The sequence below is a fragment of the uncultured Solobacterium sp. genome, from assembly GCF_963550625.1.
Lineage (GTDB): Bacteria > Bacillota_I > Bacilli_A > Erysipelotrichales > Erysipelotrichaceae > Bulleidia.
In genome coordinates, this window is record NZ_CAUVCV010000001.1 from 166,314 (window position 1) to 189,208 (window position 22,895).

A 22,895-nucleotide genomic window follows, 5' to 3' on the forward strand; every position below is an offset into this window, starting at 1 on the left:
ATTCTTTGAAGGGAGGAACAATACAATGAGAAAAAGTATGGTAGAGGGAAACCCTTTAAAACTGATATTACAATTTGCAATCCCACTCTTATTAGGAAATCTTTTCCAACAAACATATAATGTGGCAGATGCCGCAATTGTAGGGCAAACACTAGGGCCTGCAGCGTTGGCGGCTGTCGGTGCGACTAGTAGTGTCCAGTTTTTGGTATTGGGATTTTGTATTGGTACAATGGCAGGGTTTGGGGTACCGGTTGCTCAGCGCTTTGGTGCAAATGACCCAAAGGGGATGCAGAGATTTGAATTCCAAGGTTGTGTTTGGACATTTATTATTGCGATGATTTTAACTGCTGCAACCTGTTTCTTCTGTCCGTTAATCTTAGATTTATTGCGTGTTCCATCTGAAATCTATCAGGATACATATAACTATATTATTGTGATTTTTATTGGCATACCTTTTACACTTTTATATAACTACTTATCGAGTATCCTACGTGCAATCGGTGACTCTAAAACACCATTTATCTTCTTAGCAATTTCGGCTGTACTGAATATCTTCTTGGATATCTTCTGTATCATTAACTTGAAGTGGGGAGTTGCTGGTGCAGCGATTGCGACTGTATTCTCACAAGCGGTATCAGCTGTTTTATGCTTGATTTTAATTATGATGAAATTTCCAATCTTGCATATTCATTCAGAAGAAAGAAAGTTTGATTCTGAATTATCAAAACGATTGTTAGTAATGGGAATTCCGATGGGTTTACAATATTCAATCACAGCCATCGGTTCAATGATTATGCAATCAGCCAATAACTCTCTAGGAACGGTGTATGTTTCTGCATTTACTGCTGGTGTCAAGATTAAGCAGTTCTTGTTGTGTCCATTTGATGCCTTGGCTACTGCGGTTTCTACTTTTGTCTCACAAAACTATGGCGCAAAGAAGGAAGACCGTATCAAAGAAGGTTTGCGCAAGGGTACCTATGTTGGTGTTACGTATGGTGTACTAGCAGGAATTTTGATGATTCTATTTGGCAAAGTGCTTAGTACGTTATTTATTACAGGTGATGAATCAGTACTATCTGCAGCAGATTTATATCTAAGAAGAATGGGATATGCTTGGTGGTTATTAGGTATTTTGAATGTTGTCCGTATGAGTATTCAGGGATTGGGATATGCGATGCGTGCAATCTATTGTGGTGTAGTTGAGATGATTTGTCGAACAGCAGTCTGTGTATTCTTGGTGGCGGACTTTGGATTCAATGCGATTACGTGGGCTGATCAAAGTGCATGGCTTGGTGCGGTACTTTATCTAATACCAGTAACGATTATCACGATGCGTGATATCTCGGAACAGATTCACAATGAAGTTAACGCTGATATATTGATGAAATAAAATTGATACGATTATATATAACAAAAAGGGAAGAACCTTTCGGAACTTCCCTTTTATTTATGGTGGTCTCTGAGGGGCTCGAACCCTCGACCCACTGATTAAGAGTCAGTTGCTCTACCAACTGAGCTAAGAAACCATCTCGCTTAATGCTTTATGATTATATAATTTAAATTTTATCTTTGCAAGAGGTTTTTAAGACAAATTTCTGTCTTTTGTTCGAATTTTTTTATAATTTTACAGAAAAATTCAAAAATAACTTGCTTGTGACGTTGCGTGATAAACTATTATAACTATGAGGTAAGTGATATGAGCGATACTATCGAAAGAACTAAGAAAAAAATGTATTCGACAGGCGAGATTGCAAAATTATGTGGTATCACAGTTCGTACTGTTCAGTATTATGATCAACGTGGATTGCTAATTCCTACTGAACTAAGTGAAGGTGGTAGACGTATGTATACTTCCGAAGATGTAGAAAAATTAAGATTATTAATTTATTTGCGCTCTCTAGGATTATCCATTGATGATATTGCCAGGATTTATCAGCAAGATAATGGCGAGAATATAATAAAGGCTTTAATTGATGAACGTATATTTGCGATAGAGAAAGAAGTTGAGGAACAAAAAATAAAACTTCAAGATGCAAAATCTTTTCGTGAACAATTAAAAGCGATACCAGTGATAACACCGGCTTCAATGCCAAATATTGCCTATATTTTGAAACGGAAAGAACGATTGAAACATTACCGGATACAGCTTTTCATTATTGGGATCATAGTTGGAATCGTACAGGGTGCATCTTTTGTGTATTCGCTATTTAGTGGAAAGTGGTGGATATATTTTGTTATTGAGGTATTGATAATTATCTTTGGATCGATTTTATTCAAAAAATATATGAATATTGTTGCCTATATCTGTCCTGAATGTCACACCGTTTTCAGACCAAATGGAAAAGAGGTTTTTTGGGCAAGGCATACGTATCGTACAAGAAAACTGACATGTCCATGTTGTAATAAAAAAGGGTTCTGTGTAGAAACCTTACGAGAGGAAGACTTATGATTGAAATTAAAAATTTAACGAAGAAGTATGACGGAAAAGTAGCTGTAGAACACTTATCTTTATCTATTTCTGATGGAGATATCTATGGTTTTATTGGAGCTAATGGTGCAGGGAAAACTTCTACTATTAAAGCAATCGTTGGTATTCATGGCTTTGATGAAGGTGATATTTTAATCAATGGTCATTCTATTCAAAGTGAGCCAATCTTATGTAAACAACAATTGGCATATATACCGGATAATCCTGATTTATATGAGCATTTAACGGGGTATCAATTCATTAACTTTATCGCCGATTTGTATCATGTGTCTTCTGAAGATAGAAAAAATAGCATACAAACATATGCAAATCTTTTCGAAATGACAGATTCCCTGGGAAATATGATTTCGTCATATTCACATGGTATGAAACAGCGTACTGCAATTATTGCGGCTCTTATACATGAGCCGAAGATATTGATTTTAGATGAACCATTTGTAGGGTTGGATCCAAAAGCTACATTTGAACTCAAGAATATTATGAAAGAAATGACACAGAAAGGATGTACAATTTTCTTCTCGACTCATGTTTTAGATGTAGCAGAGAAACTCTGTAATAAAATTGCGATTATCCATAAAGGAAAACTTGTTACATGTGGTAATACGGATACCGTAAAGGGAACAAAGTCATTAGAAGAGTTCTTTATGGAGGTGGATGCGTAATGAATCAAATCATTCATTTATCAAAAGCTAAACTCTTAAATACACTGCCTATCAATGATCTTTGCGGAAACAATAAACAAAAGCGTAATATAGCTGTATTATTCATTGTTGTTATTATCTATATGGCAATAAATATTGGAGCATTTTCTGTCACAACAACAATGAACTTGATACATGCAGGACTTATTGAATATGTGTATGCAAGCTTGTTGTCGCTAACGAGTATCGCTTTAATAACATTATTATTGTTTACGTTGAATGCATTATTGTTTGAAGGCAATGATTATGAAATGTTGCAGTCACTACCTGTTTCTAAAAGAGATATTATCGCAAGTAAACTGTTGATTGTTTATATCTTTGCGTTTTGTTTCACCTGTGGAATGATGTTACCAGGTATGGTGGTGCATGTACTTAGTACACATGCATACATACAGTTTGTATTTGGCATTGTTTCCCTTGTGTTTGTTCCGGTAATACCGATAGGAATTGCAATCATCTTTGGTGTGGGCATTCTGTATGTAGCGTCTTTTGCTAAACATACAACAGTATTAAAAATACTATTATCTGTTCTATTGTTTATTGGTTTAATGATAGGAATTTATTTTCTTCAAGATATAGTCAGTTTATCTACTGTGGTGGGATTACAAATGTTACAGATATATCCGCCATCTTTAATATTTTTAAAGTCAAACCTATTATATGCATGCATGTCATTTATTGTTTCTGTGCTAATCTTCTATATGCTTACTTGGAAATATGAAGTTCTGCATAAGCTTTCTACAAAACATAGAGTTATATATCATGATGCAACTTTCAAGCATCATTCAGTATTACATGCGTTATACCAAAAAGAAATGAAACGTTTCTTTGGCTCATATTTAGCGGTAATTAATCAGGGGTTTGGTATTATTATGCTAGTGATAGGGAGTATTTTGTTGGTGCTTGTACCACCAACAGTACTGTTTTCCATATTGAAAGTTTCGCAGATTCCTGTAAATGTGGTGGACTATATTCCACTTGTGATTGCAGGGATGCTGGCGTTCACATTCCCTTCGGCTTCTTCCTTATCATTAGAGGGGAAGAATCTATGGATTATTCAGACTGCTCCTGTCAAGATGTTAGATATTATATTCAGTAAGATATCGGTGACATTGTCTTTACATTTAATAGGATATGTTTGCGCAATCATTGCTGTATTCTTGCGATTTTCGCTATCAGTTGAACAGGTGGTTTCGGTGTTACTTATTCCATTAGCATATTCTATCTTTACTGCAATTTTGGGATTTGCGCTAGACTATCGATTCGCTAATTATAGTTGGGACAATGAAGTTGTTCCAATTAAGCAAAATTTGCAAGTTGGTTTAACGATGTTGGTTAGTTTGTTTATGGTTGGTTTACCTATACTACTTTCGACAATCTTATCCATGAATCTTTATTTTGCAATGTATCTGGTAGCTAGTATTCTATTTGTTGTAAGTGTGATTATATTTGTATTTTTGAGTAGAATTCGTACATTATCCTAACTCAATTCCATTACATATGAGTTTAGAACCGCATTCTGTACAGTCAATATCAAATTGACGTTGGTATCTCTGCTTCTCTGGAATGTAGTTGTTAAATTGGTCGGTGAGTATGTATTTGTGTTTTCTTCCTTGGTGTTGCAAACCGGATCGGAAGGCTTGATTTGATTGAACAGTTTTCGATGGAATGTGATATGTTTTGCCATCTTTTACAAAGGTTGTGCCTGTTTTGATAAATGCAAATGTAATATCGTGTTTGGTGGCTTGTTGATAGAGACTTTTAACCCACTCGTAATGGCAAGGTCTACTGCCGTTATAGTTTTCTCCACCGACGATGATTTGTTCGATTTTGTCGGATAAGTATTGTTCAATATGTATTTCTGATAAGAGTGGAGCACACATGATTCCTTTATGTTTGAAGGGTAAATCTAATAAGATAGGGATGCGTTCATCAGCGCGCTTTTGATTTTCGGCTGTGACATTGATCATGATGTTTTCCCATCCATCTTTCCAATCAGATGGTAAACAGGAAAGTATACGTTCTGGACGTTTGGTTAGTAGGAAGAACTTTACATCGCTGCGAATACGCATGATATCCCAAGCTTGTGTACGCCCAGTGTCTGCTTCTTCTAGGAAGAAATCTGATGTCATGCATACACGTATGAGTTCACCGCTCTTGATTTTATATTCACCCTTGCGATTTTTCGCCAAAGGTTTTTTCATATTGTTTGTCAAGCGGATGAGTGCACCATCTTGCGCGCGTATTTGATCGAGAAAATACATATAGCAGTTTGCATATCCTTCACTAATCTTCTTACATCCATGCCATGGATTCCATGTGTCGTGCATCGCGTCATCCTCCTACATGTAGTGTATGTTTTGCGGTAAATATACACAAATAATTGGTTTGTGAATTTGAATAAATTTTATACATTGAAAAATTAATCTATTACTTTGAAAGAAATTTACATCAAATGTGAAAGAAATGTGTAAAAATTTGTTTATAATGGTTGATTTATGATTTTGACATCAATATAATAAGAACATCTTAAATAAAAGAGATTAGAAACGAGGGTGGAAATGATGAGTTTCAATAAATTAGTTAAAGGCGGACTAGCGGCACTGATGGCTCTATCACTAGCGGCTTGTGAAGCGTCCGAAGGATCTAGTAATTCTACATCAACAGAAACAACTTCTGATTATGTTGCGGCTGGAGATTTGAAGTCATATACGATTGGTACATTAGGACCAACTACAGGTGACTATGCAGTATATGGTTTAGCTGTTACAAATGCGGTTAAACTTGCGGTAGAAGATTACAACGCTGCAAATGGTACAAATATTAAAGTAGATGTGCAGGATTCTCAAGGTGATCAAACACAGGCGATCAATATCTATAATAAGTTTGTAACAGATACAAAGGTTGCAGGTATTATTGGTGGTACAGTTTCAGGTGAATCTTATGCGATTGCTGTGCAGAGTAAGGATACTGGCATTCCAATGATTACACCTAGTGGTACTGCTGCAAATATTACTGATGAAGGTGGCGCGAACGTATTCCGTGCATGCTATACAGACCCTCAGCAGGCAAAGCAAGTAGCTGACTTTACATATGAAACATTAGGTTTAAAGAAGGCTGCTATCATTTATAACAGCGATGATGATTACTCAACAGGTGTAGCGGAAGCTTTCAAGGCTGAGTTTGAAAGTAAGGGTGGAAAGGTTGTTCTTTCTGAAGCATTCTCAACTGCTGACCAGGACTTCAGTTCCCAGTTAACAAAGATTGCGGCTTCTGATATCGATGTATTATTTGTTCCAAACTATTATGAAAAGGATGTACAAATTGCAAAGCAGGCAAGAAATCTTGGCATTAAGGCACAGATTGTTGGTGCTGATGGTTGGGATGGTGCGACAAGTGTAGCTGGTAACGATGTTTCTGCAATCGAAGATGTTATCTTCATCAACCAATACTCACCAGATATGGAGAGTGTTCAGGATATTATGAAGAAGTACAAGGAAAAGTTCGGTACAGATATTAACTCATTCGGTATCAATGCATATGACTCAACAATGTTACTATTACAGACAATCGAAAAGGTTGGTTCTCTTAAGGCTAGTGATATTGTAAAAGGCATTGCATCTACAGACTACAAGGGAATCTTAGGAAGTATCTCCTTTGATAGTAATGGTGATCCAATTAAGGAACCAGTATTCGTTCAAATTAAGAACGGTCAATATACAACTTATAAGAAGTAGAACTTTGAGATAGGGAGGCAATACTCCCTATTTCGTTATTTGTGGTAAGGAGGAACATGCATGAATCAGTTTTTTATGCAATTTATCAATGGATTAAACATCGGCTCAATTTATGCACTGATTGCGCTTGGATATACGATGGTATACGGTATCGCGAAGTTAATTAACTTTGCGCATGGTGATGTCATCATGGTCGGTGCGTATATTAGTTTTATCAGTATGAAGTTTGGGTTACCATGGTGGCTTGCGGTCATTATCTCTATCGTCGCATGTGCTGTTTTAGGCGTCGTGATGGAGAAGGTTGCGTATAAGCCTTTACGTAATGCAAGTCGTATTTCATTATTGATTACTGCAATTGGTATTAGTTACCTCCTACAAAATGCATTCCAATTAATTTTTGGCGCAAATCCACAGCCATATCATGCGTTTATTACGTTGCCAGCGTTAAATCTTGGTGGTATTTCAATTCAAGCAAACTACTATATTACATTTAGTGTATCTGTAGTTCTCATGATCTTATTAACGCTGTTTGTGAATAAGACAACAATGGGTAAGGCCATGCGTGCTGTATCGGAAGATGAGGGTGCAGCCAAGCTAATGGGAATTAACGTTGATACTACCATCAGTTTAACGTTTGCGATTGGTTGTGCTCTTGCGGCTATCGCGGGTATTCTTTATGCAAATTGTTATCCAATGATTAATCCAACCCTTGGTTCCTTACCTGGTATTAAGGCATTTATTGCGGCGGTACTTGGTGGAATTGGTTCAATCCCAGGTGCGGTAATTGGTGCGTTTATTCTTGGTATGGTGGAAGCTATGACTAAGGCATATATTTCATCTCAGTTAACAGATACGATTGTATTTGCGATTTTGATTTTGATGTTGGTATTTAAACCGGCTGGTATTCTAGGCAAGAATGTAAAGGAGAAGGTGTAAGTGATGAAGAAACTCAATTTAAAAAACAGACTCCTACTCGAATTTGGCATTACTGCACTAGGATATATCTTGCTTGTTGTACTAATGCGTATTGGTGTGCTAAAGAGTTATTGGCAAGGTATCTTGATTACAATCTGTATCAATGTAATCTTGACGGTCTCTTTAAATATGACAGCAGGTTTCCTTGGTGAACTTGCGTTAGGGCATGCGGCTTTTATGGCTGCTGGTGCTTACGCTTCTGCAGTATTCACAAAGTCGATGCGTCTATTACCTGTTATCGAATTTCCAATTGCGATTATCATCGGTGGTATCGTTGCGATGATTCTAGGTCTTCTTGTTTGTTTACCAACCCTACGTTTACGTGGAGACTATCTCGCAATCATTACATTAGCCTTTGGTGAAATTGTACGTAATGTACTGATTAACTTGAAAGTATTGGGTGGTGCTGGTGGTTATTCTGCAATCGCAAAGAACACTACATTTACATGGGCATTCGCTTTAGCTGCGATTACGGTGTTCTTGTCGTTATCTCTGATTCATTCTCGACATGGTAGATCTATCATTGCGATTCGTGAGGATGAGATTGCGGCTGAATCTTCTGGTATTAATACCCAGAAATATAAGATTATTACATTCTTATATTCTGCATTCTTTGCGGGTGTAGGTGGTGCTTTATACGCTCATTACATGGGATTCTTGCAACCTAGTGTATTTACATTAGATAAGTCCATTGAAATTTTGGTAATGGTTGTATTAGGTGGTATGGGTAATATCTTTGGCTCTATCGTTTCCGCAAGTGTTCTAACATTATTACCAGAAGTATTACGTAGTGTAAGTGATTATCGTATGCTCGTATATTCGATTGTGTTAATTTTGATGATGCTAGTGAAACATGCGCCACAATTACAGTCATTTTTCCATCGTTTTAAAAGGAATAAGGAGGTTCATTCATGAGTGAGAAGAAATATATTCTAGAAGTTGATGAACTCGGTATTAACTTTGGTGGTTTACGTGCTGTAAATAACTTCTCAATGAAGATTGAAGAAGGTCAGCTATATGGTTTAATTGGACCAAATGGAGCTGGTAAAACAACTGTATTTAATATGTTAACAGGTGTGTATACACCTACGGATGGTACAGTAAAACTAGAGGGTAAGAAGATTAATGGTATGAAACCATACGCGATTACTCGTTTAGGAATTGCACGTACATTCCAAAATATTCGTTTGTTTAAAGATATGACTGTAAAAGAGAATGTCTTAGCCGCTTTGGATACACAAGCAAGTTATGGATTATTCTCAGGTATGTTTAAGTTACCAAATTCCTTAAAACAGGAAAAAGATATGGATAAAGAAGCCATGTCCTTATTAGAAGTATTCCATTTGGAAAAGGATGCGGATAAACTTGCGAAGAATTTACCGTATGGTAAACAGCGTGAGCTAGAAATTATTCGTGCCTTAGGTGCACATCCAAAATTATTATTGTTGGATGAGCCTGCAGCAGGTATGAATCCACAGGAAACAAAGAACCTCATGGAAACAATTCGTCTGGTACGCGATCGTTTCAATATCGCTATCTTATTAATTGAACATGATATGAAGCTTGTCATGGGTATCTGTGAGAAGATTTCTGTATTGAATTATGGTATGTTGCTGGCGGAAGGAACACCAGAGGAAATCCGTACAAATCCAGATGTTGTAAAGGCATACTTAGGAGAGTGATGATATGCTGAAAGTAGAAAATTTAGTTGTACGTTACGGAATGATTGAAGCTATCAAAGGTATCTCCTTTGAAGTCAATGATGGTGAAATCGTTACTCTAATCGGTGCAAATGGTGCAGGTAAGACAACAACCATGCATACAATCTCCGGTTTATTAAAACCAGCAGAGGGTGCTATCTTACTGGATGGGGTTGATATTACAAAGATCCCAGCCCATAAGATTGTAACGATGGGACTTGCACAGATTCCTGAACGTAGAAGAGTATTCGCTTCACAAACCGTTGAAGAAAATCTTGATCTTGGTGCCTTTACAAGAAAAGATAAAGATGGAATTGCCCAAGACTTAGAGCGTGTTTATACGTTATTTCCACGTTTAAAGGAACGTAAAAAACAATTGGCCGGTACCTTATCTGGTGGTGAACAGCAGATGCTTGCGATGGGTAGGGCCTTAATGGCTAGACCAAAGATTCTATTATTGGATGAGCCATCTATGGGTCTTTCACCATTACTTGTAAAAGAAATATTCAGAATTATTGAAGAAATTAACAAACAAGGTACTACAATACTATTAGTAGAACAAAATGCAAAGATGGCATTAGCGATAGCTGATCGTGCATATGTATTAGAAACAGGTAAAATAACATTAGAGGGTAGTGGCCATGAGTTGGCTGCTAGCGAGCAAGTTCAGAAAGTTTATCTAGGAGGATAAAGTAATGTACGTTAAAGATCATATGACGGTAAATCCTGTTACGATTACTGCGGATACACCGTTATCTAAAGCACTAGAAATTATGGGTAAGAATCATTTCCACCGCTTACCAGTTGTGGATGAAAATCAAAAGCTCATTGGTTTGATTACAGAGGGTTTGGTAAATGATACATCTGGAAAGAACGCAACTTCCTTATCCATATATGAATTGAATTACCTGTTATCTCGTACACAGGCAAAGGACATCATGATTCGTGATGTACATACGATTTCCCCAATGGTTTTCTTGGAAGAAGCTGCGGAAGTTATGTTAGAAAATACTGTCAATGTGTTACCGGTCGTGGATGAAGAAAATCATGTAGTAGGTATTATTACAGAAAAGGATATCTTCTTAACATTCGTTGACTTGATGGGTTTAAAACGTCAAGGTACAAGATTTGTCATGTTGATTGATGATAAACCTGGTGTATTTGCGCAAGTAACGAAGTTATTTGCACAAGAGAATGCCAACGTAGAAAATATTGCTGTATATCATACAGACCGTGGCTCTGAGGTTGTTGTTAAGGCAACAGGTGAAGTTGCGGTAGATAAGATGACAAAGATTTTACAGGATGCTGGATTTAATATTACCAATGTTGTTCAAACAACTACAGATGGTAAGACTGTTGTCTGGCTAAAGTAGAAGAAATAGGGTTCTGCAAGCGCAGAACCTTTTATGATAGAATAAAGAACACGGAGGATTTTATGGATATTCAGACTTTGATTTTGTATATATTTGATGTAGTGATGTTAGTTGCCTTTGCGAGAATGTTGATGGTCTCAAATACCGTAAAGATAGAGACAAAAGTTGGAAATAAAATGAAGTGGATGATTCCAGTTTTATTTCTTGCGATAGCAGTGATTGGTTTTGTACGTTATGAAGGTATTTTCCGTATTGTACAGTTTATTGTTCCAATTATATTAGGAATCATGTATTACTTCATGAAGTCTGGTTTGTCAGATGAGGGTATCGTGATGATGGGTTCTCTGATTAAATTTCATAAAGCTGGGCAAGTAACACTTTCACGTTCTGATAATAGCATTTATTTCATGAAGAATAAGATAACAACAGCATTATTCTTCGAAGAAGATCAGTTTGATGAAGTTAGAGATTTCCTAAAGAAACATAGTGTTAAGTCAGACTATTTAAAGAAAATTTAGGTTGCACGATATTTTAAATGTGTTATCCTGTTAAATTGTATTTCATTACAGGGGGAACATGGTTAGAAAAATCAAGCGAATAAAAAAGCCTGCAATTATACTATTAATCTTTGTGATTATTGCAATCATTGGTTGGTTAGTATACCGTGCCTTTGGACCTGTGGTCCTAGAAGTATGGCAGATATTGCAGTCAGGAAATCAGTCAGATTTAGCAAATTATATCCAGGAACAGGGACATTATGGTGCCTATATCGCACTATTTATGATTAGTGTGCTTCAGGTGGTCAGTGTCATTTTACCAGGTGTGATTATCCAGTTTGCGGGTGCCTTCTTATTTGGTTGGTGGAGAGCTTTCCTGTTATGCTGGCTTGGTTTTACTGCTGGTAATATATTGGTGTTTGCAATACTACGTGGAGTAGGTAAATCCATTCGTATTGCGATGAAGAAAACAACACCAAAAGAAAACTGGCTAATGAAGAAAATCAATGAAGGAAAACCAATCTTTGTTGTGGCGGTGTCATGTATGTTGCCGGGAATTCCGAACGGTATTATTCCTTATGTTGCAGCACACGCAAAGATTAGTCTAAAAGATTTCTCGTTAGCAATCTTCTGCTCAAGCTGGATACAGATTCTATTAAGCTGTATCTCGGGTCACTTCTTAGCAGAAGGAAACTATGTTGTATCTGCGATTGCAGTTGCGATTCAAGTTGTTTCTGTTGTGGTTATCTTATTTAATAAAGATAAGATTCTTGAGAAATTATAAGGATGACAGAAATCTGTTTGGTATATTTTATGGGGTGATAAAATGTATCGGATTTGGATTGGTATATTTGGCTTCCATTTAGGAAGCTTTTTATTATGTATGTGTCATGGTTATCTTCAAAAAAAATATACATTACGAAGCTGTTGTGATGGATGTCATCATGTACTATGTTGGAATGATTTAATTCCAATATTGAGTTATATCTTTTTAAAAGGAAGATGTCGATATTGTGGTAGGAAACTTTCAAAAGAATATATCGTTGCGGAGATAGTAACAGGGATACTATGTGTGTTAGTTCTTTGGGATATTCATGTTATTGAGTGGGAAATGATTGTTAGAATGATTCTATTCCTACTGTTATGGGTAGTCTTTTATATCGACTATCAAATCATGGAGATACCTGATTTAATACATCTTAGTATGATAGTTTTATATATCATACATGCATGTATGATAAAAAAGATGGATATACAGCCGTGGATACGTATGGCTACAATTTTTGGTTGCGGATTTCTAACTATTGTAATGAGTGAAAAAGTATTTGGTAAAGAATGTATCGGTGGTGGAGATGTAAAACTTGTATCATGTATGAGCTTATTTATTTCCTTTCAAAAGCTGTGGTTGGTATTATCTATAGCATCTTTTTTTGCAATTTTATGGATGTGTTTTCAAGAGAAGAAGTATATTGCGTTTGGACCGTTTCTTGCAATAGCTTTTTTATTGGTTTTTTGTGGTTATTTTGATAGCGTCATTTGGGGTTTATGATAAACTTGTTCTATTGGAGGAAGTCGATGAAGAAATATTTGTTGTTACTAGTAATGTTTATTGCAACGATTGGTTATGTAGCAGGACTATATGGCTTCTTTCATAATCTCAATTTTATATTCCGTGAGATTACAATTACTCCTTGGTTAATATTGAGGGGGATGTTTCCACTTGCGTGGGGAATCATGGCATTACTAACATTTGTAATGGCAGAATTTGTATACCGTCAAAGATTTCGTAATGAACCACATTTTCGACTCAAGCGAATTATTTGGTCTAAAAATTTATGTTTTATTGGTATTGTTGCTGTATTAATTGTGCGTCTAATCATTACTAGCCGTCTCATTGGTGGACAATCAAGTGTTCTTTCCAGTAAGGAGATGATGCAGTTGTATCTTACAATGGTCGCAATCGGAATTGCAGTTGTCATCTTTGTGCGACAACAATATACAAAAATTAAACATCAAAGAGAATTAAGACAATATGAAAAGATCGCCATTTTAAATGGTGAGCGCCGTTATACGATGATGGTGATTGAAACGAATCAAGATACAATCTGTACGGGTTTTGTCTATGGTGAAATGAAGGTAAATGATGCGATTCGTCTTCACTGTAGTGATAAGGGAGATATCGACGCAAAGATCGTAGAGATAATTTGTAATGATAAATCAGTAACTTCCGCAAGAAATCAGACAGTTACAATAAAGCTTGATCACTCCTGTAAAGGTTTCTTACAGAAGTATAGTATCATCAGTAGTATTCAATATGATGCAAATCCAACAATTATCGAAAATCCAGGCTTAAGTGGAGTGCTTCGTGAGTACGGTAAATTTTTTGAGGATCAAGAATATATTGGTACACTGGTATACGAAATCTGTATGAGTGAGTACTATCTCATAAAATACACGGCAGAAAATGAAGAGGATGAGCGATTTATGTCAGTTCGACTTAATGTCGACCCAAGTAAATCTGTGCTTGTACTGTTTACGGATTGGGATGCACTTCTACGTTATAGCAATATACTAGAAGAAGGCGAGCTTCAATTGGAAGTACGTAATATGAAAGAATGTTTTCACTTGGTTCCAGCAAAATATGATTCAATTGTTATCAATCCATTTGGGCCAAGGTCATTCATTATAACAAAAGAGTTTATGCGTCATATTCAGGAGGTTCCTGGTTATGACGAATTATTTAAAGATTAAAGGGGGACTTATTATGAGTGCAAGTAAAGCAATGTATCAAAAGTTAGCAAAATTAGCAGTTGTACGCGGTGTGAATGTACAACCAAATCAACCACTAGTAATTACCGCATCTGTACGTGACTATGAGTTTGTACGCATGGTTGCCAAAGAAGCGTATGCCGTAGGTGCTAGAGAAGTGATTATGAACTGGACAGATACGGAATTAGGAAAACTAAATTATACATATCAAAGTGAAGAGGCATTAACTGATATTCCAGATTGGAAATATGACATGGTAAAGCGTGAACATGATCTAGGTGCATGTTACTTACGCATAAATTCTGATATGCCAGGCGCATTAAAAGATGTAGACCAATCTAAGGTTCGTGCATATCAAGTGGCTTACAGTAAGAAGATGAAAGACTTACGTAAGTACACAATGAATAATGAGGGACAGTGGTGTGTTATTGGTATCCCTTCTGTAGAATGGGCAAAGGTTGTTTTCCCAGAACTTTCTGAGGAAGAAGCTTTTGAGAAATTAGAAGACGCAATCTTTATGACAAGCCGTGTTACAGAGGATAGTGACCCACTTGAAAATTGGCGTATACACGATGCTAATCTAGTAGAACATGCACGCAAGTTAACAGAATTAAACTTCAAGCAGTTACATTTTACAAGTGAACTTGGAACAGATTTAACAGTAGAACTTGTAGATAATCATGTATGGATTGGTGGCGGAGATAAGACACCAAAGGGAGTTTACTTTGATCCAAACATTCCAACAGAAGAATGTTTTACAATGCCTAAGAAGACAGGTGTTAATGGTATTGTGTATGCTTCAAAACCTTTAAGTTACAGTGGTAAAGTGATTGATGGCTTCTGGTTCCGTTTTGAAAACGGAAAGGTTATAGACTTTGGCGCAAAACAAGAAGAGGAAACACTCAAGAGTCTATTAGATTTTGATGAAGGTTCTAGATACTTAGGTGAAGTAGCGTTAGTGCCATATGATTCCCCAATCTCAAACTCAAATATCTTATTCTTCAATACATTGTTTGATGAAAACGCAGCTTGTCATTTAGCGTTAGGAATGCCATATCCTGAAAATGTAAAGGGTGGTGCGAACATGAGCGATGAGGAGCTTAAGGCTGTAGGTGCGAATGAATCTTCTCAACACGAAGACTTCATGTTTGGTACTAAGGAAATGAATATTGATGGTATCCAACAAGATGGTACAGTTGTGCCAGTATTTAGAAATGGTAATTTTGTAATCTAGATAGAGAAACCACCAATTATGGTGGTTTTCGTTTATAATAGAGTAAGCAATTTTGTATAAAGGAGAGTTTTATGGTAGATATCAACGAAAAATTATTAGATTTTCTACACAAGAGTCCAACTTGTTTTCATGCCATTGATGAAATGAAAGAAATATTAGTCAAGCAAGGGTATCGTGAATTATCAGAGGCTGAAAGTTGGAATCTAGAAGTAGATGGAAGATATTTTGTGGTAAGAAACCAATCCAGTATTATTGCCTTCCGTATTCCAACAACAGAATATAAGGGTTATATGATTGGTGCAGCACACAGTGATTCTCCGACGTTTAAGGTAAAAGAAAATCCGGAAATCGTTGGTAGTGGTGTAGTAAAACTAAATGTTGAAAAGTATGGTGGTATGTTATGTGCTCCATGGTTTGATCGTCCATTATCTGTAGCAGGAAGAGTTATCGTAAAGGAAAATGGTAAGCTTGTTACAAAGCTAGTGCGTGTAGACAAGGATTTATTGGTAATTCCTAATCTTGCGATTCATATGAATCGTGAAGCGAATACAAATGTTTCCTACAATGCGCAGGTAGATATGTTGCCAGTATTTGGTACAGAAGATGCCAAGGGTAAGTTTATGGAAGTGGTAGCAGAATCAATCGGTGTAAAGGTAGAGGATATTCTCAGTCATGACTTATATCTCTATACACGTGAAAAAGGTACTATTTGGGGCTATCAAAATGAGTTTATATCTGCAGGTCATTTAGATGACTTACAGTGTGCATTTGGCTGTCTATATGGATTCTTAGGTGCTAATGATAGCGAAAGCGTTCCTGTTATGGCAATCTTTGATAATGAAGAAGTTGGATCAGGCACAAAACAAGGTGCAGACTCTACATTCCTTGAGGATACATTAGAGAGAATTGCGTTAGCTTGTGGCAAGAATCCTGAACAAGCAAAACGTGCAATCGCATCTAGCTTTATGGTATCTGCAGATAATGCACATGCAGTACATCCAAACCATGTGGAAAAGGCAGATCCTATCAATCGACCACAGATGAATAAAGGCATTGTCATCAAGTACAATGCGAACCAGAAGTATACAACCGATGCAGTATCTGCAGCAGTATTCAAAGAAGTATGTGCGGCAGTAAATGTTCCTGTACAGACATTTACAAATCGCTCTGATATGGCAGGTGGATCGACATTAGGTAATATCTCTAATGCTCATGTATCACTCAATTCCGTTGATATCGGACTAGCACAACTTGCAATGCATTCATCTTATGAAACAGCAGGTGCTAAGGATACAGAGTATCTTGTAGAAGCGTTGTCACATTTCTACTCTCTTACTTTCGTGGATGAAGGAGAAGGTGTATTTACACTTCGTTAATAAATGATAAGTCTTCCGGAGGGAAGGCTTATTTTTTTGATAATAGATTGATTGAATCAAGAATTATGCATACAATAATTAAATAAGAGGTGATTTTGATGGATGATTTGTTGTTAGAAAAATGTAATACCTTCCTCGATAATCGAAGAGCGTTACGTCGTAAATATTTCTTATATAGCCCAGAAGGAATTGCAGATATTGCGTTTATCTACATGTCTCATGAAAGAGAAATTGACTTTGAACGATTGGAATTCTGCGAAGATTTGATTCATCAGTCATTTCCTTTTGGTGCATTTCAGTACCAATTCTTAACCAAAGTGTATGCGGCTATGATGGATGTGTCCAATATTGAACCAAATATTGTAATTAATCGTGTGATGAGTTTTGAAGAACTCTTCAATCGTACCTTCCAAGATACGATTGGTTTAGCAGTACTTGCGTTTAGCGCTGCTGAAATGCCACAAATTGAGTATCAAAATATCTACTATAAAGCACTGGCAATTTATAACCAGATGAAAGATTTACAGCGCTCATTAACAAACGACTTGGACGTAGTGTATGCAGGCATACTAGCAATGGCTCCAAGCATCAAAGAGGATGTTGTGGATGAACTAGTCATCATGGACGATTTACTTGTACATGACTATAAGCTGCCTAAGGATTTTTCAAGAAGACTTTCCTATGCACTGGCTTTCTGTGATGGAACTGCAACCCAGAAAGTAAAGAATGCAATGGACTTCATCGTGCCTATCACAAGTGGATGGAATCGTCATGTTGGTTATATCTACTATGTTCTTCATGCAGTAGTTGCAAATCTTTCGATTCCTCTTTACACAATTCAAAAAGATTATGAAGAAGTTATGAAGTACCTAAAGGCAAGTAGACAATATGGTTTATTTTCCAAACCAGAAAGAGCTTTACATGCATGTATGATTTTATTAAGCTACTATGTGGGAAATAATACTTCTATTTATACTCTGACAAATGCGATTCTATATACAATTGCGTTAATAAAAGCTCTTGCACAACAAAGACAAAGATTACTACATATATAAACAAGTCCTACAAAGGACTTGTTTTTGATGACATTGATTGAGGGAAAAGCATATTCTGCTTATAATATTAGTCAGAAGAGGTAAATGAAATGAATGAGTTATTATTAGAAAAATGTACAAAATTTGTAGATGATAGAAATGAACTAGGTCGTAAAAATATCTTTTCGTTAGAACAGGAAAATGTAGCGATAGCCTATATCTATACACACTTTGAAAAAGATCTTAACTATGACGCAATCAAAATCTGTGAACGAATCATTAATAAGTCATTCTCATTTACATCGCCATATCGTATTAGTATGCCAAAGGTCTATGCTGCGATGATTGCGGCAACCGATATTGAACCAGATGAATTTATTTCTCATGCCAAGGCATTCGAAGAACAATTCAACCGTAGTTTTACGGATACGAATGGTCTTGGTTTACTCTCGTTTAGTGCTGCCAGTATACCAAATCTAGATTATAAGAGTGTATATTATAAAGCACTTTCTATTTATAATCAGATGAAAGAATTGCATCGCTTTTTGACGAGTGATACGGATGTAGTATATGCAGGACTTTTAGCATTATCACAAAATCTAAAAGATGATGTGGTTGATGAACTGGTTATCATGGATGACTTATTAATTCATGAATATCGTCTCGATAATGACTATGCAAGATTATTATCTTATATCCTAGCTTTATGTGAAGGTACAGCGACCACAAAAGTAAGACGTGCGATGGAATTTATTCAGTCTTGTACAAGTAGTATTGACCGAGCTTTAAATTATCATTACTTTGTACTACATGCGATTTTAGCGAATTTAGGAATTTCACTTGATCGGATACAGGAAGATTACAAGGAAGTCACTACTTTCTTAAAATACCAAAAGGGTTATGGTATTTTTTCTGAATACGCTAAAGAGTTACATGCTTGTATTCTTTTGTTAGAGTATTACACACCAAATTCAATTTCAAATTACGCTTGGATTATTGCGATTCTATACAAAATCTTACAGAATCAAACAGCACACGTCTAAGAAAGAAGTGGTTGATATGAAAATTGCACATTTATCAGACCTTCATTTAGGGAAAAGACTCAAGGAATATTCGCTAATCGAAGATCAAAAGTACATTTTGCGACAAATCATTGACATTCTAAAACAAGAAAAAGTAACTACAGTATTACTGGCTGGTGATATCTACGATACTGGTAATCCTAGTTCAGAAGCAGTAGCTCTTTTAAGTATGTTTTTGTTGGAGTTAAAGAACTTAGATATCCATGTGATGATGATTGCTGGAAACCATGATAATGGCACAAGACTTTCTTATGGTGCTGAGATATTTGCGGATTCTAATATTCATATTACTGGGAAGTATACTGGTAAACTTGCGTGCGATACGATTGAAGATGAATATGGACCAATTCATTTCTTTAGCCTTCCATATATACGTCCAGTCTATGTTAATCAATATTTAGATGAGACCGAGGCTGTTGAAGGGTATACAGAAGCTGTTAAACATGCATTGCAAACTGTCAGACTCAATCAAAAGGAACGTAATGTAATTCTGTCTCATCAATTTATTACAGGTACTATAACCGATGAACAAGGTTCAGAGGTGAGTGTTGGTGGTACAGATAATGTGGATGGAAATGTATTCCGTGATTTTGATTATGTTGCGTTAGGACATATCCATCGTCCACAGACAATCTTGCGTGATACGATGCGATATTGTGGAACCCCTCTGAAATACTCTATCGGTGAAGCGAATACAACAAAATCAGTTACTGTCATCGATATGAAAGAGAAAGGGAATACAACAGTTTATACGGTTGATTTAAAACCGCTACGTGATGTCGTTGTCATTAAGGATACCTTTGCGAATATTCTACAAAGAAAGAATACAGAGAATGACGACTATGTATACTTTCAACTACAAGATGAGCGCATGGTATTTGACGCAATGAATACACTGCGTTTGCGCTACCCGAATATCCTGGGAATATCGTATCCAAATTCTGCGTATGAACAAAGCGAACAAGGCATTAGTTATACAAAACAAAAGAATCAAACACCACAAGAAATCTTTGGTGACTTCTTCGCACAATATACAGGCCATGCGCTAGATGATACACAAGAAAAGATCTTAGATGAACTTGTAACAAGAATATGGAAAGAGGGGGATGAAGAATGAGACCAATCAAATTAGTACTCTCCGCCTTTGGGCCATACGCATCCAAGATTGAACTTGATCTTTCAAAGTTAGGTGAAAATGGAGTTTATCTAATTACTGGTGATACTGGTGCGGGTAAAACTACTATTTTTGATGCGATTACTTTCGCTCTATTTGGTAAGCCAAGTGGAGATATTCGTGATGTAAAAACATTGCGAAGTGAATATGCAAATGAAGAGATTGAAACCTATGTAGAATTAGATTTTATTTATCATAGCGAGGAATACCATATCTATCGACGTCCTGAGTATAGCTATACACATGTACAAAAGAATGGTGAAGTAAAACAGCGTAGCAAATCAGCAGATGCATATCTTATTTTGCCAAACGGTGAACGTATCGTAAAACCGACTGAAGTTACCAAGCAGGTTGAACAACTACTTGGCATGAAGAGAGACCAATTCCGTCAGATTGCAATGATTGCACAGGGAAGCTTCCTAGAAATTTTAAATGCGGACACAAAAGAACGTGGAAAGCTATTTGAAAAAGTATTCATGACAAGTAAGTACTCTATCCTCATGGATCGTTTAAATCAAATGGCAAAGGAAGGTACTACAAAGCTAAATGAGGCTAAACTGCGTTTGCAACAAATTATCAGTGATATTCGTGTTCCTGTAATCTTACAAGAAGAATACGAACAGATACTAGAAACATTTGCGATGGATGATATACAGCCAGTATATGATTTGTTGGATAAGATTATCGCAAATGCAAAAGAAGAAATAATAACCCTTCAAAGACAAAAAGATCAAATTCAAAAACAATTACAGAAATCTCGCAAGGAAGAAGCAGAAAAAGCCAAACAACTACAAGATCTTCTCTTGCTTGGGAAGCTGATAAGCGAAAAACCTGCTAAAGAAGAAAAAGTAAGTTACTTTGAAGACAAGTTAAAGGTTGATGGTGAAAAGTATAAGCTTCAGATAGATGTCCTAAAGAAGGACCAGGTTCAAATTGAACATGAACTACCTGAATATGTCCGCCTAACGGAATTGATAACAAAATTATCAGAAATCAAAAAACACCTTTCTTCTGTAAAAAAGGATTTAGAAGCGAAAACTAGTTTGAAGAAACAATTAGATGAAGATATCACTTTGAAGCAAAAGGAGTTACAGACACTAACAAATTGTGAAGTGTCTTTGAATAAACTTACGATTAAGGAAGACGAACTGCAAAAGAAGATATCTGCTTTTTATCATGCAAGCATGACACAAAAAGAATATCAAATTGCAGTAGAAGATTTAAAGGAAAAAACAATAACTCTGCAAAAGAATACAGATGTGAAAGCAGAGATTCAGAAGCAGTATGATGATGCACAAGTATCCTATTTTGCAAATCAAGCAGGATTACTGGCTTCAAGATTAAGCAAAGGTGAACCGTGCCCTGTATGTGGGTCTTTAGAACATCCGCATCCTGCAAGTCATAGTCACAAACTTGTTACACAAGAAGAAATTAATCGATACAAAAAGAAAGTGGATCAAGCAGAAAAAGAATACCAACTGGCTAGTAAAGCATGTGTAGATACAAATCTTAAGATGAGTTCATTGAAAAATGAATTAGATTTAGTGTTGAAGTCTGTTACGGAACAAGTTATTCCAATTGAAGATGTACAGACGTTTATTGATGAACATACAGTACAACTAAAAAATGAACAAGAAGAAATATCAACACATATTAAGCAACTACAATTGCAGTCAAAACGTTATCAGGAATTACTACAACTGATTCCACAGTTACAACAAAAATTAACTGTTGTATCTGACGAAGTAAATCAGAATGAAATTACACAGGCAAAGTTATCTGTTGAACATGAGCAGATTCAAAAACAAGTAGCAGAGATTACTGGAAAGTTGAAGTATTCTTCTGAAACAGAAGCGAAGAATCGTGTATCTACGATCACAAAACAGATCTTAGACTACCAACAACAAATCAATCAGTTAACAAATGCAACGAAACAGGCAACGGATGAATTAGTGTATGTAAATGCACAGATTGATATGTTGAAGGAAAAGGTATCTATATCCATTGAAGAGATTCCACTTCAACAAAACCAACTGAAATCACTTCAAATTGAAATCGAAAATCTACAAGTTCAACAGGAAGAAAACCTCAAGAATATTCACAATGCGCAGTTGTATGAAACTGATGCACAAGACATGAAACATAAAATCAAATTTGAACATGAGACATATCAAACAAAATTATCTCGCTATAGCAGCTTGAAGGAACTTGCGGATGTCGCAATGGGGAATGGTCGTTCTAGTAAAGAGAAAATTACTTTACAAGAATATGTTCAGATTGCCTACTTCGATCGTATGATTCATAAGGCAAATGAGCGTTATTTATCGATGTCTAACCAACAATACCAACTTGTACGTAGTGCAGGTGTGAAAGATAAGAGAAGCCATGAAGCATTAGATTTAGATGTCATTGACTATACGAATGGTTCAGTGCGCCCAGTCAGCTCTTTGTCGGGTGGTGAATCATTTATCGCATCTCTTGCCTTGGCGTTAGGAATGTCAGATGAAATACAACCCCAAGCAGGTGGTATCCAAATCGATACGATGTTTATTGATGAAGGCTTTGGCACATTGGACCAAGATTCACTCAACAACGCGATACAGACTTTAATGAATTTATCTGGCGAAAACCGTTTAGTAGGTATTATTTCACATGTGAAAGAGCTAAAAGAGCGTATCCATAAAGGAATTATCGTAACCAAAGATTTACATGGAAGCCATGGCTCTATCGCAAAAGTAATCAATGAGGAATAAAT

The 22,895-nt window shown here is 36.3% G+C and carries 21 protein-coding genes and 1 tRNA gene; 20 read left to right on the top strand and 2 right to left on the bottom strand.

The features are described 5' to 3' along the window. The first annotated feature begins 25 nt into the window (after positions 1–25). Positions 26–1,390: an MATE family efflux transporter gene (locus RYK16_RS00855; protein WP_314850177.1), complete on the top strand. Its 1,365-nt coding sequence runs from the start codon at positions 26–28 to the stop codon at positions 1,388–1,390. Positions 1,391–1,450: 60 nt separating this feature from the next. On the opposite strand, the gene RYK16_RS00860 is transcribed toward RYK16_RS00855, so the two are convergent. Then, positions 1,451–1,526, bottom strand: a tRNA-Lys gene (locus tag RYK16_RS00860). 170 nt (positions 1,527–1,696) lie between these two features. On the opposite strand from RYK16_RS00860, the gene RYK16_RS00865 reads away from it, so the two are divergent. From RYK16_RS00865 to RYK16_RS00875, 3 genes are read left to right on the top strand one after another with little or no spacing between them, the layout of a single operon-like run. Then, entirely contained in the window at positions 1,697–2,449 is a 753-nt protein-coding gene (locus RYK16_RS00865) for a MerR family transcriptional regulator (protein WP_314850178.1), read from the top strand. After that, positions 2,446–3,150, top strand: a complete 705-nt coding sequence (locus RYK16_RS00870; protein WP_314850179.1) for an ABC transporter ATP-binding protein — start codon at positions 2,446–2,448, stop codon at positions 3,148–3,150. Before RYK16_RS00865 ends, RYK16_RS00870 begins: the two co-directional genes overlap by 4 nt. After that, positions 3,150–4,673, top strand: coding sequence for a hypothetical protein (locus RYK16_RS00875; RefSeq protein WP_314850180.1), 1,524 nt, complete (start codon positions 3,150–3,152; stop codon positions 4,671–4,673). The genes RYK16_RS00870 and RYK16_RS00875 overlap by 1 nt, the downstream gene beginning before the upstream one ends. Here the strand turns inward: RYK16_RS00875 and RYK16_RS00880 are convergent. After that, the gene (locus tag RYK16_RS00880) at positions 4,665–5,519 is read right to left on the bottom strand and encodes a DUF5131 family protein (RefSeq protein ID WP_314850181.1); all 855 of its coding nucleotides are present in this window, start codon (positions 5,517–5,519) and stop codon (positions 4,665–4,667) included. The two genes, RYK16_RS00875 and RYK16_RS00880, sit on opposite strands and share 9 nt — an antisense overlap. A 234-nt stretch (positions 5,520–5,753) precedes the next feature. On the opposite strand from RYK16_RS00880, the gene RYK16_RS00885 reads away from it, so the two are divergent. The 16 genes from RYK16_RS00885 to RYK16_RS00960 all read left to right on the top strand — a co-directional run bounded on the left by RYK16_RS00885 (position 5,754) and on the right by RYK16_RS00960 (position 22,893). Beyond that, positions 5,754–6,926 carry an ABC transporter substrate-binding protein gene (locus RYK16_RS00885; RefSeq protein WP_314850182.1) on the top strand — a complete coding sequence of 391 codons (1,173 nt, stop codon included), beginning with the start codon at positions 5,754–5,756 and terminating at the stop codon, positions 6,924–6,926. Between the two features lie 60 nt (positions 6,927–6,986). Then, complete coding sequence (locus RYK16_RS00890; RefSeq protein ID WP_314850183.1) at positions 6,987–7,862, top strand: branched-chain amino acid ABC transporter permease; 876 nt, start codon at positions 6,987–6,989, stop codon at positions 7,860–7,862. Between the two features lie 3 nt (positions 7,863–7,865). Beyond that, entirely contained in the window at positions 7,866–8,816 is a 951-nt protein-coding gene (locus RYK16_RS00895) for a branched-chain amino acid ABC transporter permease (RefSeq protein WP_314850184.1), read from the top strand. Further along, positions 8,813–9,583 carry an ABC transporter ATP-binding protein gene (locus tag RYK16_RS00900; RefSeq protein ID WP_314850185.1) on the top strand — a complete coding sequence of 257 codons (771 nt, stop codon included), beginning with the start codon at positions 8,813–8,815 and terminating at the stop codon, positions 9,581–9,583. The genes RYK16_RS00895 and RYK16_RS00900 overlap by 4 nt, the downstream gene beginning before the upstream one ends. 4 nt (positions 9,584–9,587) lie before the next feature. Further along, entirely contained in the window at positions 9,588–10,292 is a 705-nt protein-coding gene (locus tag RYK16_RS00905; RefSeq protein WP_314850186.1) for an ABC transporter ATP-binding protein, read from the top strand. A gap of 4 nt (positions 10,293–10,296) precedes the next feature. Continuing rightward, on the top strand, positions 10,297–10,974 hold the full coding sequence (locus RYK16_RS00910; protein WP_314850187.1) for a CBS domain-containing protein: 678 nt from the start codon (positions 10,297–10,299) through the stop codon (positions 10,972–10,974). A 62-nt stretch (positions 10,975–11,036) separates the two neighbouring features. Then, positions 11,037–11,492, top strand: a complete 456-nt coding sequence (locus tag RYK16_RS00915; protein ID WP_294206638.1) for a hypothetical protein — start codon at positions 11,037–11,039, stop codon at positions 11,490–11,492. A gap of 58 nt (positions 11,493–11,550) precedes the next feature. Next, positions 11,551–12,255 (top strand): VTT domain-containing protein, encoded by a 705-nt coding sequence (locus RYK16_RS00920; RefSeq protein ID WP_314850188.1) that lies wholly within the window; start codon positions 11,551–11,553, stop codon positions 12,253–12,255. 42 nt (positions 12,256–12,297) lie between these two features. After that, positions 12,298–13,020, top strand: coding sequence for a prepilin peptidase (locus RYK16_RS08350; protein ID WP_399554515.1), 723 nt, complete (start codon positions 12,298–12,300; stop codon positions 13,018–13,020). Positions 13,021–13,046: 26 nt separating this feature from the next. Continuing rightward, the gene (locus tag RYK16_RS00930; protein ID WP_314850189.1) at positions 13,047–14,222 is read left to right on the top strand and encodes an SseB family protein; all 1,176 of its coding nucleotides are present in this window, start codon (positions 13,047–13,049) and stop codon (positions 14,220–14,222) included. Continuing rightward, on the top strand, positions 14,200–15,474 hold the full coding sequence (locus RYK16_RS00935) for an aminopeptidase (RefSeq protein WP_314850190.1): 1,275 nt from the start codon (positions 14,200–14,202) through the stop codon (positions 15,472–15,474). Before RYK16_RS00930 ends, RYK16_RS00935 begins: the two co-directional genes overlap by 23 nt. A gap of 71 nt (positions 15,475–15,545) precedes the next feature. After that, positions 15,546–16,850 carry a M18 family aminopeptidase gene (locus RYK16_RS00940; protein ID WP_314850191.1) on the top strand — a complete coding sequence of 435 codons (1,305 nt, stop codon included), beginning with the start codon at positions 15,546–15,548 and terminating at the stop codon, positions 16,848–16,850. A gap of 98 nt (positions 16,851–16,948) precedes the next feature. Beyond that, positions 16,949–17,905, top strand: a complete 957-nt coding sequence (locus RYK16_RS00945) for a DUF4003 family protein (RefSeq protein ID WP_314850192.1) — start codon at positions 16,949–16,951, stop codon at positions 17,903–17,905. An 89-nt stretch (positions 17,906–17,994) separates the two neighbouring features. Continuing rightward, positions 17,995–18,927, top strand: a complete 933-nt coding sequence (locus RYK16_RS00950; RefSeq protein ID WP_314850193.1) for a DUF4003 family protein — start codon at positions 17,995–17,997, stop codon at positions 18,925–18,927. 16 nt (positions 18,928–18,943) lie between these two features. After that, the gene (locus RYK16_RS00955; RefSeq protein WP_314850194.1) at positions 18,944–20,083 is read left to right on the top strand and encodes an exonuclease SbcCD subunit D; all 1,140 of its coding nucleotides are present in this window, start codon (positions 18,944–18,946) and stop codon (positions 20,081–20,083) included. Beyond that, positions 20,080–22,893: an SMC family ATPase gene (locus tag RYK16_RS00960; protein WP_314850195.1), complete on the top strand. Its 2,814-nt coding sequence runs from the start codon at positions 20,080–20,082 to the stop codon at positions 22,891–22,893. The genes RYK16_RS00955 and RYK16_RS00960 overlap by 4 nt, the downstream gene beginning before the upstream one ends. Positions 22,894–22,895: the final 2 nt, after the last annotated feature.

Coding starts and splice junctions, on each gene's coding strand:
- RYK16_RS00855 (WP_314850177.1), top strand. CDS start 26: ATGAGAAAAAGTATGGTAGAGGGAAACCCTTTAAAACTGATATTACAA.
- RYK16_RS00865 (WP_314850178.1), top strand. CDS start 1,697: ATGAGCGATACTATCGAAAGAACTAAGAAAAAAATGTATTCGACAGGC.
- RYK16_RS00870 (WP_314850179.1), top strand. CDS start 2,446: ATGATTGAAATTAAAAATTTAACGAAGAAGTATGACGGAAAAGTAGCT.
- RYK16_RS00875 (WP_314850180.1), top strand. CDS start 3,150: ATGAATCAAATCATTCATTTATCAAAAGCTAAACTCTTAAATACACTG.
- RYK16_RS00880 (WP_314850181.1), bottom strand. CDS start 5,519: ATGCACGACACATGGAATCCATGGCATGGATGTAAGAAGATTAGTGAA.
- RYK16_RS00885 (WP_314850182.1), top strand. CDS start 5,754: ATGAGTTTCAATAAATTAGTTAAAGGCGGACTAGCGGCACTGATGGCT.
- RYK16_RS00890 (WP_314850183.1), top strand. CDS start 6,987: ATGAATCAGTTTTTTATGCAATTTATCAATGGATTAAACATCGGCTCA.
- RYK16_RS00895 (WP_314850184.1), top strand. CDS start 7,866: ATGAAGAAACTCAATTTAAAAAACAGACTCCTACTCGAATTTGGCATT.
- RYK16_RS00900 (WP_314850185.1), top strand. CDS start 8,813: ATGAGTGAGAAGAAATATATTCTAGAAGTTGATGAACTCGGTATTAAC.
- RYK16_RS00905 (WP_314850186.1), top strand. CDS start 9,588: ATGCTGAAAGTAGAAAATTTAGTTGTACGTTACGGAATGATTGAAGCT.
- RYK16_RS00910 (WP_314850187.1), top strand. CDS start 10,297: ATGTACGTTAAAGATCATATGACGGTAAATCCTGTTACGATTACTGCG.
- RYK16_RS00915 (WP_294206638.1), top strand. CDS start 11,037: ATGGATATTCAGACTTTGATTTTGTATATATTTGATGTAGTGATGTTA.
- RYK16_RS00920 (WP_314850188.1), top strand. CDS start 11,551: ATGGTTAGAAAAATCAAGCGAATAAAAAAGCCTGCAATTATACTATTA.
- RYK16_RS08350 (WP_399554515.1), top strand. CDS start 12,298: ATGTATCGGATTTGGATTGGTATATTTGGCTTCCATTTAGGAAGCTTT.
- RYK16_RS00930 (WP_314850189.1), top strand. CDS start 13,047: ATGAAGAAATATTTGTTGTTACTAGTAATGTTTATTGCAACGATTGGT.
- RYK16_RS00935 (WP_314850190.1), top strand. CDS start 14,200: ATGACGAATTATTTAAAGATTAAAGGGGGACTTATTATGAGTGCAAGT.
- RYK16_RS00940 (WP_314850191.1), top strand. CDS start 15,546: ATGGTAGATATCAACGAAAAATTATTAGATTTTCTACACAAGAGTCCA.
- RYK16_RS00945 (WP_314850192.1), top strand. CDS start 16,949: ATGGATGATTTGTTGTTAGAAAAATGTAATACCTTCCTCGATAATCGA.
- RYK16_RS00950 (WP_314850193.1), top strand. CDS start 17,995: ATGAATGAGTTATTATTAGAAAAATGTACAAAATTTGTAGATGATAGA.
- RYK16_RS00955 (WP_314850194.1), top strand. CDS start 18,944: ATGAAAATTGCACATTTATCAGACCTTCATTTAGGGAAAAGACTCAAG.
- RYK16_RS00960 (WP_314850195.1), top strand. CDS start 20,080: ATGAGACCAATCAAATTAGTACTCTCCGCCTTTGGGCCATACGCATCC.